Source organism: Streptomyces sp. NBC_01257, from assembly GCF_035917255.1.
GTDB lineage: Bacteria > Actinomycetota > Actinomycetes > Streptomycetales > Streptomycetaceae > Streptomyces.
The window spans coordinates 6,625,560-6,636,756 of sequence record NZ_CP108472.1 but is presented as its reverse complement, the minus strand read 5'-3'; the positions used below and the strand labels follow the sequence as shown (position 1 = coordinate 6,636,756).

The following is an 11,197-nucleotide window of genomic DNA, read 5'->3' as shown; positions in this document are numbered from 1 at the left end:
GTGGCGTCGTCAGGCGCCGATGAGCTTGGCGAACTTCTCCTCGTACGCCGTCTCTTCCTTGGAGGTGAGGGAGCGGAAGGCGTGCGACCTGGCGGCCATCGCCTTGTCCGGGAGGATCAGCGTGTTGGCGGCCATCGCCTTGTCGATCCTGGCGAGTTCCGCGCGTACCCCGTCGACCGGGCAGACGTAGTTGATGTACGCGGCGAGCTGGGCGGCGACCGGGGGCTCGTAGTAGTAGTCCATGAGCTTCTCGGCGTTGGTCTTGTGCCGGGCCTTGGCCGGGACCAGCATGTTGTCGCTGGAGGTGATGTATCCGGCGGCCGGGATGGCGAACTTGATGTCCGGGTTCCCGGCCTGGAGCTGGATGATGTCGCCGGCCCAGGCGACGCAGGCGGCGATGTCGCCCTTGTCGAGGTCGGCGGTGTAGTCGTTGCCGGTGAAGCGGCGTATCTGGTTCTTGTCGACGCCCTTCTGGAGCCGGCCTATCGCCGCGTCGTAGTCGGCGTCGGTGAACTTCCCCGGGTCCTTGCCCATGTCGAGCAGGGTCATCCCGACGGAGTCGCGCATCTCGGAGAGGAAACCGACCCGGCCCTTGAGGGTGGGGTCGTCGAGCAGCTGGGTCACCGAGTCGACCTTGCGGCCGCCGGTCGCCTTGGAGTTGTAGGCGATGACGGTCGGGATGCCGGTCCAGGGGTAGGAGTAGGCGCGGCCGGGGTCCCAGTCGGGGGTGCGGAACTGGGCCGAGAGGTTGGCGAAGGCGTGCGGCAGGTTCGACGGGTCGAGCTTCTGGGCCCAGCCGAGCCGGATGATGCGGGCGGCCAGCCAGTCGGTGACGATGATCAGGTCACGGCCGGTGTCCTGGCCGGCCGCGAGCTGCGGTTTTATCTTCCCGAAGAACTCGACGTTGTCGTTGATGTCCTCGGTGTACTTGACCTTGATCCCGGTGCGTTCGGTGAACGCGTCCAGGGTGGGCCGGTGCTTCTCGTCCTCGCTGACGTCCATGTACTCGGTCCAGTTGGAGAAGTTGACCCGCTTCTCCTTGGCCGAGTGGTCGTCCGAGGCCGCCGCCGCGTCACCCTCCCGTTTGGCGGGCGGGATGCCGCACGCGCTCAGTGTCCCCAGGCCGCCGGCCGCGAGCGCGCCGAGACCTGAGGCGCGCAACAGCGACCGGCGGGTGAGGGCTCCCCTGCCGTTGGTCAGACTCCGGCGCATCGCGGCCAGCTGGGCCGCGGAGAGACGCTCGGGCTCGTACTGCTCCATACGCGTTGCCCTTTCGGGTGGGTATGCGGCCGGTCCGGCCTGGTTATCGGTCCCCGAAGATCGTGCGGTGCCAGTCCTTCCGGGCGACCGCGGTGTTGTCGTACATCACGTGCTTGACCTGCGTGTACTCCTCGAAGGAGTACGACGACATGTCCTTGCCGAAGCCGCTGGCCTTGTATCCGCCGTGCGGCATCTCGCTGATGATCGGAATGTGGTCGTTCACCCACACGCAGCCCGCCTTGATCTCGCGGGTGGCGCGGCCCGCCCGGTACAGGTCGCGGGTCCAGGCGGAGGCGGCGAGTCCGTACGGGGTGTCGTTGGCCAGCGCGATGCCCTCGTCGTCGGTGTCGAAGGGCAGCACGACCAGGACCGGGCCGAAGATCTCGGACTGGACGATCTCGCTGTCCTGGGCGGCACCGGCGACCAGGGTCGGCCGGTAGTAGGCGCCGTCCGCCAGCTCGCCGCCGGGGGCCTCGCCGCCGGTGACGACGGTGGCGTAGGCGCGGGCGCGCTCGACGAAACCGGCGACCCGGTCGCGCTGGGCGTGGCTGATCAGCGGGCCGAGGTCGGTCTTCGGGTCGAACGGGTCGCCGAGCCGGACGGTCTCCATCAGCGCGGCGACGCCCTGCACGAAGGCGTCGTGCAGCGGGCGCTGGACGTAGGCGCGGGTGGCCGCCGTGCAGTCCTGGCCGGTGTTGATCAGGGAGCCCGCGACGGCTCCGTTGACCGCGGCCTCCAGGTCGGCGTCGTCGAAGACGAGGAAGGGGGCCTTGCCGCCGAGTTCGAGGTGGAGCCGCTTGACGGTGGAGGTGGCGATCTCCGCGACGCGCTTGCCGACGGCGGTGGAGCCGGTGAAGGAGGTCATCACGACGTCCGGGTGGCCGACGAGGTGCTCGCCGGCGTCCTTGCCCGCGCCGGTGACAATGTTGATCACACCGTCCGGGATGCCCGCCTCGGTGGCCGCCTGCGCGAACATCAGCGAGGTCAGCGGGGTGATCTCGGCCGGCTTGAGCACGATGGTGTTGCCCGCGGCGACGGCCGGGAGGACCTTCCAGGCGGCCATCTGGAGCGGGTAGTTCCAGGGTGCGATGGAGCCGATGACACCGATCGCCTCACGCCGTACGTGTGAGGTGTGGTCGCCGGAGTACTCACCGGCGGACTTCCCCTCCAGATGGCGGGCGGCGCCGGCGAAGAAGGAGGTGTTGTCGACCGTGCCCGGGACGTCGAACTCGGTGGAGAGCTTGACGGGCTTGCCGCACTGGAGGGACTCCGCGTACGCGAAGTCGTCCGCCTGCTCGGCGAGGACGGCGGCGAAGCGGTGCATCGCATCGGACCGCTCGCCGGGGGTGGCCCCGGACCAGCCGGGGAAGGCCTCGCGCGCCGCGGCGACGGCCGCGTCGACATCGGCCGTGCCGGCCAGCTCGTACGTGTAGACGGTGGCGCCGGTCGCCGGGTTCACGACCTCGTGCGTGCGCCCCGAGGTTCCTGGCCGCAGCCTTCCGCCGATGTACTGCGCGCCGTCCGCGAAGCGGTCCTGCACCTGGAAGCTGTTGCCCATCACGCTCTCCTCCGCCGCTGTCCCCGCAGACCGGGGGCGGCGTAGCTTCTGCTCGATTTGAGTGCCGATCCTGACAGAGGGGACCCATCCCAACAAGTGATTCCGTTGTTGCCTTTTGGTTACGCGACGGAATCTGTCGACCATGTGTCGCGTCGGTGCGGAATTCCCCGTACGTAGTGTCAGTGGCGGATGCCAGACTCGCGTGTCATGGAAGACATCGGGGACATCCGGGATGTACGAGGGCTCGTGTCGCGGGGCGATCGGGGCGACCGAGTGAAGTACCTGCTCTTCTGGGGGCACCGGCCGCGTCCGGACGGCCGGATCGGTGCGAGCTGTCTCAGCCAGTGGTGGCCCGCGCCCTTCGCGGCCGACGGGGTCACCTATGCGTCGGCCGAGCACTGGATGATGGCCGGCAAGGCGCGGCTGTTCGGTGACGCCGAGGCCGCGGAGCGTGCGGTGGCGGCCAGGACCCCGGCCGAGGCGAAGAAGGTGGGCCGGCTGGTCCGCGATTTCGACGGCACCGTCTGGGAGCGCGAGCGGTTCGGCCTGGTCGTGGCGGGCAGCGTCCACAAGTTCGGCCAGAACCCGGAGCTGGGCGGCTTCCTGCTGGGCACGGGCGACCGGGTGCTGGTCGAGGCGAGCCCGATGGACCGGATCTGGGGCATCGGGCTGGCGGCGGACGATCCGCGCGCGGAGGACCCGGCGGCCTGGCGGGGCCTGAATCTGCTCGGCTTCGCACTGATGGAGGCGCGGGCCGCGCTGCGGGACGGCACGGTCGGCGCACACGGTGCGGACGGCACGGAGGGCACGGAGGGCATATGAAACGGCCCGTGGGGCGGCGGGAGAATCCCGTCGCCCCACGGGCCGGATGTGCATGACGCCGGGCAGGCGGCCGTGGCCGGCCGTCGTCGCCGGGGCCGGGTGCTACGGGTGCGCGTGCGCCCCCTCGACGACCAGGGACAACGAGGCCGGCTCGTAGACCGAGGTGTCGTCGTCGAACTCGTCGGTGGTGATGGCCCAGATGATGAATCCCAGGAACGCCGCGCTGATGGCGATGCCGATCGAGCCGAGGATGACCCCGGCCAGCGCCACCCCGGAGTTGTTGGCCTCGCCCCGCTTGACCCGGCCGCGGCCTATCAGACCGAAGATCAGCGCGAGGACGCCGAGGATGACGCCGAGTCCGTACATGCAGAAGAGGGCCACCGAGATGATGCCGAGCACCAGGGAGGCGATACCCATCCCGTTCGCGGGTCCGGGCCCGCCCCAGGCGCTCTGGCCGTAGCCGGGATAGCCCGCGTAGTCGCCGTACTGCGGCGGCTGTCCCGGCGCCGGGTAGCCGTACTGCGCAGGCGGGGCCTGGGCCGGGTAGCCGTACTGCCCCATGGGCGGCGGGGTCGCCTGCCCCGGACCGTTCGGTCCGACGGGCGGCGGCGGCACCGACCCGGAGCCGTGCCAGTCACCGGCGCCGTGCTGCCCCTGGTCGGGGGCTCCGAAACCGGCCGTGGGAACCGGGCCCGTCCCGACGCCCGGCATCGACGTGACCGTCTGCTGGTCGTGCACGGGCGGCGGCCCGGGATTCCCCTGGTCCGCGTCCGGCTGCGGGCGAGGGTCCCCGGTGTTCTTGTCCAGCGGCACCCTGGTGTCCGGCGGAGCCCACGGATCGCGCGGCGCGGCCCCGTCCGCGGGCCGTTCTGTGTTGTCTGACATGGGCCTCCCCCATCGTGATGCCCGTCATGCTACGGGCCGCTCCCGTCCTACGATGACTCCCGTCCCCTGCCCGGTTCCCCGACGTACCCGGGCCCCGCACCACCCCTGCCCCCGGAGGATCCGATGACCGATCTGCACCCCTTCATCGCGGGGCTGCCCAAGGCCGAGCTCCATGTCCACCATGTCGGCTCGGCCTCGCCCCGCATCGTCGCGGAACTGGCCGCGCACCACCCCGACTCCAAGGTCCCCACCGCCCCCGAGGCGCTGGCCGACTACTTCTCCTTCACCGACTTCGGCCACTTCATCGACGTGTACCTCTCGGTCGTGGACCTGATCCGCACCCCGGAGGACGTCCGGCTGCTCACGTTCGAGGTTGCCCGCGACATGGCGCGGCAGAACATCCGCTACGCGGAACTGACCGTCACCCCCTTCTCGTCCACCCGCCGCGGCATCCCCGACCAGGCCTTCATGGAGGCCATCGAGGACGCCCGCAAGTCCGCCGAGTCCGAGCTCGGGGTCGTGCTGCGCTGGTGCTTCGACATTCCGGGCGAGGCAGGTCTGGAGGCCGCCGAGGAGACCACCCGGCTCGCCGTGGACCTGCGGCCGGAGGGGCTCGTCTCGTTCGGGCTCGGCGGCCCTGAGATCGGTGTGGACCGGCCGCAGTTCAAGCCCTACTTCGACCGGGCGATCGCCGAGGGCCTGCACTCCGTGCCGCACGCCGGGGAGACCACGGGCCCGCAGACGGTCTGGGACGCCCTGACCTCGCTGCGCGCCGAGCGCATCGGCCACGGCACCAGCTCGGTGCAGGACCCGAAGCTCCTGGAGCACCTCGCCGAGCACCGCATCGCGCTGGAGGTCTGCCCCACCTCCAACATCGCGACCCGGGCGGTGAAGGACATCGAGCAGCACCCCGTCCGCGAGATGGTCCGGGCCGGTGTCCTGGTCACCATCAACAGCGACGACCCGCCCATGTTCGGCACCGACCTCAACAACGAGTACGGGGTGGCGGCCCGCCTCCTGGACCTCGACGAGCGCGGTCTCGCCGCGCTCGCGAAGAACGCCGTCGAGGCCTCCTTCCTCGACCCGGCCGGCAAGCGCACGCTCGCCGCCGAGATCGACACGTACACGACGGACTGGCTGGCACGCACCGGCCGGTGACCTCCCGCGGTGACAATGGCCCCATGGCCACCCCTGTCACCGCAGTCGCCCATCGCGGCGATCCGTACCGTGTCCGCGAGAACACCCTCCCCTCGATCCGCTCCGCCCTCGAACGGGGGGCGGACGCGGTCGAGGTCGACGTCCGGGTCACCCGCGACGACGTCCCGGTCCTGCTGCACGACGCCACGCTGGACCGGCTGTGGGGCCATGACCTGCGGCTCGACCGGCTCAGCCATCAGGAGCTGACCGAGCTGACCGAGGGCGGTGTGCCGACCCTGCGCGAGGCCCTGCTCGCCGCGGGGGCACACCGCCTCATGGTCGACCTGCCCGGCTCCACCGACGCATCGGTCCGCAGGATCGTCGGCGTGGTGCGGGAGTGCGGGGCCGGCGAGCGCACCTACTACTGCGCGGGGCCCGAGGCCATGCTGCGGGTGCGGGCCGCCGACCCGGCCGCCGAGATCGCGATGACCTGGACGACGCTCGCGCCGCCCCGGGCGGGACTGCTGGAGGCGGTGCGGCCGCGCTGGCTGAACTACCGCTTCGGGCTGGTCAGCAGGGAGCTGACGGACCGCAACCACCGGGACGGGCTGCTGGTGTCGGCGTGGACCGCGGACACCGGGCGCACGATGCGCCGGCTGATCCGGGACGGGGTGGACTCGATCACCACCAACCGGATCGACGTACTGCACAAGCTGGCCGTGAACTCCAGCGCACGCGACGGCTCTTGATCGGTCCGGCATCATGGACGGCACCTCATCGTTTCGACGCCAGGCCGGCGCCAAGGAGCAGACGTGACCGTCCCCCGCAACAACGCCCTCCCCGCCCGCATCCGTTCCGACGTCGCCCACAACGCCCGGGTGTGGAACTACTGGCTCGGCGGCAAGGACCACTTCCCGGTGGACCGCGCCGTCGGCGACCAGGTCACCGGCATGTATCCGAGCATCGGCGAAGTGGCCAGGGCCGACCGGGAGTTCCTGGGGCGCGCGGTGCGGTACCTGGCCGGTGACGCCGGCATCGGCCAGTTCCTGGACATAGGCACCGGCCTGCCGACCGGGGACAACACCCATGAGGTCGCCCAGCACACCGCGCCCGACGCCCGCGTCGTGTACGTCGACAACGACCCGATCGTCCTGGCGCACGCCCGTTCGCTTCTCACCAGCTCCCCGGAGGGCGCGACCGAGTACATCGACGCGGACGCCCGGAACCCGGAGAGGATCCTGCGGGCCGCGCAGCCGACCCTCGATCTGGAACGGCCGGTCGCGGTCATGCTGCTGGGCATCCTGAACTTCGTCCCCGACACCGATGAGGCGCTGCGCATCGTGCGGCAGCTGATGGACGCGGTGCCGTCCGGCAGCCATCTGGTCCTCACCCACCCCACGCTGGAACTGGGCGGCGAGGGCAACGAGGCGGCGATGCGGTTCTGGAACGAGAACGCCACGCCTGCGATCACCGCCCGCGGGCGCTTCGAGGTCGCCGCGTTCCTGGACGGGCTGGACATCCTCGATCCGGGCATCGTCTCGTGCGCGCGCTGGCGTCCCGCGCCCGGGCCGGCGGGTGTCGAGGTCGCCCAGTTCGGCGCGGTGGCGCGGAAGCCCTGATGCGCCGTCCGACGCGTCTGCGGGACGTGACGGCGAAGGCGCTCGGGGCCGGCCCGCGCACCGTCGACCTCCTCATCGCGCTGCTGGTCCAGGCGGCCGTGACCATGCCGTTCGTCGTGCCGCGCGCCCCGGATCTGCCGGACGCGACCTGGACGGCATACGGCATCACCACCCTGATGACGGTGCCGCTGGTGGCCCGCCGCAGGGCGCCGGTGGCCGTCCTCCTCGCCGTGCTCGCGGCCGGCGGCCTGTACCGCTTCACCATCGACGGACCGGGCCAGCCGCTCCCGTACACCGGACTCGTGGCGTTCTACACGGTGGCCGAACTCTCCTCCGCGCCGAAGCGGATCGGGGTCTCGGTGCTCACCGCGCTCGGCGTGCTGGTCTCGGTCGGCCTGGACAGCGACGCGATGCGGGAGCTGCTCTTCTCCGTCTTCGTGTTCGCCGCCGCCTATGCCTTCGGCCGACTGGCCGTGACGCGCAAGGCCTATCTGCGGGCGGTGGAGGACCGGGCCCGCCAGCTGGAGCTGACGCACCGCATCGAGGCCGAGCAGGCGGCCGCGCGGGAACGGGCCCGGATCGCCCGGGAGATGCACGACATCCTGTCCCACGCGGTCAGCCTGATGATCGTGCAGGCGGAGGCCGGCCCGGTGGCGGTCCGTACGGCTCCCGAACGTGCCGAGGCGGCCTTCGACGCGATCTCGGAGACGGGCCGCGACGCGATGGTGCAGCTGCGGCGGATGCTCGGTGTGCTGCGCGAGGACGGAGGCGGCTCGGGCGCTCCGAGGGAACCGCAGCCCTCGCTGGACGGGCTGCCCGGCCTGGTGGAGCGGGTCCGTGCGGGCGGTCCCGACGTCTCGTACGAGGTCACGGGCGAGGCCGGGTCGCCGGGTCTGGCGGTCGAGGCCACGGTCTACCGGATCGTGCAGGAGGCCCTGACGAACGTGGTGAGGCATGCGGAGGCGGCCTCGGTCCGGGTGCGGCTGGAGCACGGGCCCGACGCGCTGACACTGACGGTCACCGACGACGGGCGCGGCCCCGGGGGCGGATCGGGACTGGGGCTCACCGGAATCCGGGAACGCGCAGCCGCGCACGGCGGCACGGCCCGCACGGGGCCCGGCCCCGACGGCCGGGGCTTCCGGGTCGGGGTGACGATCCCGCACCCGCGCCCCCGGCCGGAAGCGGAACGGGAACCGGAACCGGGACAACGGACAGGGGTGGGACAGTGACGATCCGCGTGGTGGTGGCCGACGACCAGGAGCTGGTGCGCAGCGGCTTCGCGATGATCCTGGACGCGCAGCCGGACATCGAGGTGGTTGCCGAGGCGGGCGACGGGGGCGCGGCGGTCGACGCGGTGCGGCGGCTGGCGCCCGAGGTGGCGCTGCTCGACATCCGGATGCCCGGCACGGACGGCATCGAGGCCTGCCGCACCATCACGGCCGGGAGCGACTGCCGGACGGTGATGCTGACGACGTTCGACTCGGACGAGTACGTATACGAGGCACTGCACGCGGGCGCGAGCGGCTTCCTGCTCAAGGACGTCCGCCGGGACGATCTGGTGCACGCGGTACGGGTGGTGGCGGCCGGGGACTCGCTGCTGGCGCCTTCGGTGGCCCGCCGGCTGATCGCCGAGTACACCTCGCGCCCGCCCGCTGCGGCCGTGGAACCGTCGACGCGCCTGAACGTGCTGACGGTGCGGGAGCACGAGACGCTGCTGCATCTGGCGCGCGGACTGTCGAACGCGGAGATCGCGGCAGCGCTGGTCGTCAGCGAGCACACGGTGAAGACCCATGTCGGCAACGTGCTGTCCAAGCTGGGCCTGCGCGACCGGATCCAGGCGGTGATCTGCGCGTACGAGTGCGGTGTCGTCTCTCCCTCCGCGGAGGGAGGACCGGTCGCCGCCTCCCCCGCTCAGGGGAGGAAGCCTCCCCCGGGGAAACCCCCGCTCGGGTGATCCGTCCGGGCGCGTGGATCAACAGGATGGAATCCGACAGCAGTTGAGGTCCTCACCCGATCCCAACCGGATCTCACTGGATCTCGCTGGATCTCGCTGATCCAACGGATCTCATGGATCTCACCGGATTCCACGCCCAGGAGGCACCGGACATGAACGCCCGTACGCACCGCTCCGTCCTCGCAGCCGTCCTGCTCCTCGGGATCGCCGCGGGCCCCGTCCCACCGGCTCTGGCGGCGACCGCATCCCCGGTGGCGGCGGCCCCGGCCGCACAGCGGTCCCCCGCTCAGGAGACACCGGACACCGGGGCGCCGGACGCCGCGGCGCTGCGGGCCGCGATCGGCGGCCTGCCGAAGGACGACGCCACGGCAGCGCTGGTGCGCGTCTCGGGCACCGCGGGCGGCTGGCGGGGCAGCGCCGGTGTGCACGATCTGGTTTCCGGGCGTCCGGCCGACCCGGACGGACGTTTCCGGGCCGGTTCGGTGACCAAGGTCTTCACGGCGGCCGTTGTGCTCCAGCTGGCCGGCGAGGCCAGGATCAGCCTGGACCGGCCGGCCCGGCACTATCTGCCGGACCTGATCCCGGCGGCGTACGGGCGGGTCACGGTGCGCCAGCTGCTGAACCACACGAGCGGCCTCCCTTCCGTCGGACCGGCAGGCACCGACACGCCGGAGGGTGCGTACGCGCACCGCTTCGACCTGATCGACCCGGCGGACGTCGTGCGCGAAGCCACGGCGCACCGGCCGGACTTCGCGCCGGGCACCCAGCAGCACTACGCCAACATCGGCTACACCGTGGCGGGCCTGCTGATCGAGCGCGTCACCGGCGACACGTACGCCTCGCAGGTCTCGCGGCGCGTTCTGGAGCCCCTGCGCCTGAGGGACACCGGCTTCCCGGGCACCGACCCCACGATCCGGGGGCCGCACAACCACGGCTACCAGCTCTTCGGCACGGCCGGTGAGCTGCGCGACGTGACGGTGTGGGGGGCGAGCGACGCGTGGGCGGCGGGTGACCTGATATCGACCACCGCCGATCTGGAGCATTTCACCCGGGCGCTGTTCGGCGGACGGGTGGTGCGCGGCCCGCTGCTGGAGGAGATGTTCACACTGCCCGACGCGTCGGTACGGGAGTACGGGACGGGCGCGCCCGCCGCCTACAGCGCGGGTCTCTCGGTGATGACGCTCGGCGGACGCGAGGTCTGGGGCAAGACGGGTGGCCGCTGGGGCTACAACACGGCCGTCGCGGCCACCCGTGATCTCTCCAGGACCCTGGTCTACAACGTCAACGCGACGGACGCGAAGGGGAAGGACATGAACCCCACGGCGATGGGCATCGTGGTGGCCGCCTTCGGCGCCCCGTCCGCCGGCTGACCCGGAGTCCGGCGGCCGGCTCAGACCGCCGGGGCGGCCTCCGGCGCGGGCACCGGTTCCGGGGTCCGCTCCATGGCCTCGAGCCGCTTGATCTTGCGGTGCACGATCAGCAGCGGGATCACGCCGAAGACACCGAACGACATGTCGATGACCGACCACCAGAAGGGGATGTCACGGATGGGTCCGCAGATCAGGGCGAGCGGGATGATCCCGGCACAGGCGATCATGCCGAATTCGATGACCCAGATGTTGCGGACCGGGTCGCGGTAGGGGCCGTAGAAGGCGACCGCGATCACGAGGTGCGCGAAGGCCAGCCAGTCGGTGCCGTAGAGGACGAAGGGGTACTCGGCGTCGGCCGTGTCGATGCCGGTCCGGACCCGGGTGATCCACTCCATCAGGGCGGGGAAGTGTTCGGGGACGGGCGAGGCCGGGGAACTCAGCAGGTCCTCGGCCCAGCGCAGTTCGTGGACGAGCGGGAAGGCGGTGAGCCCGCTCAGAACCAGACAGACGATGAAGACGACCAACCACACGCGTATACGCCTTCGCAAGGCGCGTCGCTCGCTCATATCGGCAGCGTACGCCGGGGTTTACG

Annotated in this window: 11 protein-coding genes; 7 read left to right on the top strand and 4 right to left on the bottom strand. The window is 71.4% G+C overall.

The window, feature by feature from the left end; all coding sequences use genetic code 11:
- Positions 1-9: 9 nt before the first annotated feature.
- Positions 10-1,260: a polyamine ABC transporter substrate-binding protein gene (locus tag OG408_RS29065; protein WP_266783486.1), complete on the bottom strand. Its 1,251-nt coding sequence runs from the start codon at positions 1,258-1,260 to the stop codon at positions 10-12.
- 43 nt (positions 1,261-1,303) lie between these two features.
- Positions 1,304-2,818 (bottom strand): gamma-aminobutyraldehyde dehydrogenase, encoded by a 1,515-nt coding sequence (locus tag OG408_RS29060; RefSeq protein ID WP_326672792.1) that lies wholly within the window; start codon positions 2,816-2,818, stop codon positions 1,304-1,306.
- Between the two features lie 207 nt (positions 2,819-3,025).
- On the opposite strand from OG408_RS29060, the gene OG408_RS29055 reads away from it, so the two are divergent.
- On the top strand, positions 3,026-3,640 hold the full coding sequence (locus tag OG408_RS29055) for an NADAR family protein (RefSeq protein ID WP_326672790.1): 615 nt from the start codon (positions 3,026-3,028) through the stop codon (positions 3,638-3,640).
- A 102-nt stretch (positions 3,641-3,742) separates the two neighbouring features.
- On the opposite strand, the gene OG408_RS29050 is transcribed toward OG408_RS29055, so the two are convergent.
- A complete protein-coding gene (locus tag OG408_RS29050; protein WP_266783480.1) occupies positions 3,743-4,525 on the bottom strand; it encodes a DUF4190 domain-containing protein in 783 nt (260 codons plus the stop codon).
- A 123-nt stretch (positions 4,526-4,648) separates the two neighbouring features.
- On the opposite strand from OG408_RS29050, the gene OG408_RS29045 reads away from it, so the two are divergent.
- The 6 genes from OG408_RS29045 to OG408_RS29020 all read left to right on the top strand — a co-directional run bounded on the left by OG408_RS29045 (position 4,649) and on the right by OG408_RS29020 (position 10,605).
- Entirely contained in the window at positions 4,649-5,683 is a 1,035-nt protein-coding gene (locus OG408_RS29045; protein WP_266783478.1) for an adenosine deaminase, read from the top strand.
- A gap of 23 nt (positions 5,684-5,706) precedes the next feature.
- Positions 5,707-6,411 carry a glycerophosphodiester phosphodiesterase gene (locus OG408_RS29040; protein WP_266783476.1) on the top strand — a complete coding sequence of 235 codons (705 nt, stop codon included), beginning with the start codon at positions 5,707-5,709 and terminating at the stop codon, positions 6,409-6,411.
- A 63-nt stretch (positions 6,412-6,474) separates the two neighbouring features.
- Entirely contained in the window at positions 6,475-7,281 is an 807-nt protein-coding gene (locus tag OG408_RS29035) for an SAM-dependent methyltransferase (protein WP_266783474.1), read from the top strand.
- Positions 7,281-8,510, top strand: coding sequence for a sensor histidine kinase (locus OG408_RS29030; protein ID WP_326672787.1), 1,230 nt, complete (start codon positions 7,281-7,283; stop codon positions 8,508-8,510). Before OG408_RS29035 ends, OG408_RS29030 begins: the two co-directional genes overlap by 1 nt.
- A complete protein-coding gene (locus tag OG408_RS29025) occupies positions 8,507-9,235 on the top strand; it encodes a response regulator transcription factor (RefSeq protein WP_326672786.1) in 729 nt (242 codons plus the stop codon). Before OG408_RS29030 ends, OG408_RS29025 begins: the two co-directional genes overlap by 4 nt.
- A gap of 152 nt (positions 9,236-9,387) precedes the next feature.
- Positions 9,388-10,605, top strand: coding sequence for a serine hydrolase domain-containing protein (locus OG408_RS29020; protein WP_326674610.1), 1,218 nt, complete (start codon positions 9,388-9,390; stop codon positions 10,603-10,605).
- Between the two features lie 20 nt (positions 10,606-10,625).
- Here OG408_RS29020 and OG408_RS29015 read toward each other — a convergent pair whose 3' ends face one another.
- Positions 10,626-11,171, bottom strand: a complete 546-nt coding sequence (locus OG408_RS29015; RefSeq protein ID WP_266783468.1) for a hypothetical protein — start codon at positions 11,169-11,171, stop codon at positions 10,626-10,628.
- Between the last annotated feature and the right edge of the window lie 26 nt (positions 11,172-11,197).

Excerpts from the sequence above, each read along its gene's own strand:
- OG408_RS29065 (WP_266783486.1), bottom strand. The coding sequence starts at position 1,260 with ATGGAGCAGTACGAGCCCGAGCGTCTCTCCGCGGCCCAGCTGGCCGCG.
- OG408_RS29060 (WP_326672792.1), bottom strand. The coding sequence starts at position 2,818 with ATGGGCAACAGCTTCCAGGTGCAGGACCGCTTCGCGGACGGCGCGCAG.
- OG408_RS29055 (WP_326672790.1), top strand. The coding sequence starts at position 3,026 with ATGGAAGACATCGGGGACATCCGGGATGTACGAGGGCTCGTGTCGCGG.
- OG408_RS29050 (WP_266783480.1), bottom strand. The coding sequence starts at position 4,525 with ATGTCAGACAACACAGAACGGCCCGCGGACGGGGCCGCGCCGCGCGAT.
- OG408_RS29045 (WP_266783478.1), top strand. The coding sequence starts at position 4,649 with ATGACCGATCTGCACCCCTTCATCGCGGGGCTGCCCAAGGCCGAGCTC.
- OG408_RS29040 (WP_266783476.1), top strand. The coding sequence starts at position 5,707 with ATGGCCACCCCTGTCACCGCAGTCGCCCATCGCGGCGATCCGTACCGT.
- OG408_RS29030 (WP_326672787.1), top strand. The coding sequence starts at position 7,281 with ATGCGCCGTCCGACGCGTCTGCGGGACGTGACGGCGAAGGCGCTCGGG.
- OG408_RS29020 (WP_326674610.1), top strand. The coding sequence starts at position 9,388 with ATGAACGCCCGTACGCACCGCTCCGTCCTCGCAGCCGTCCTGCTCCTC.
- OG408_RS29015 (WP_266783468.1), bottom strand. The coding sequence starts at position 11,171 with ATGAGCGAGCGACGCGCCTTGCGAAGGCGTATACGCGTGTGGTTGGTC.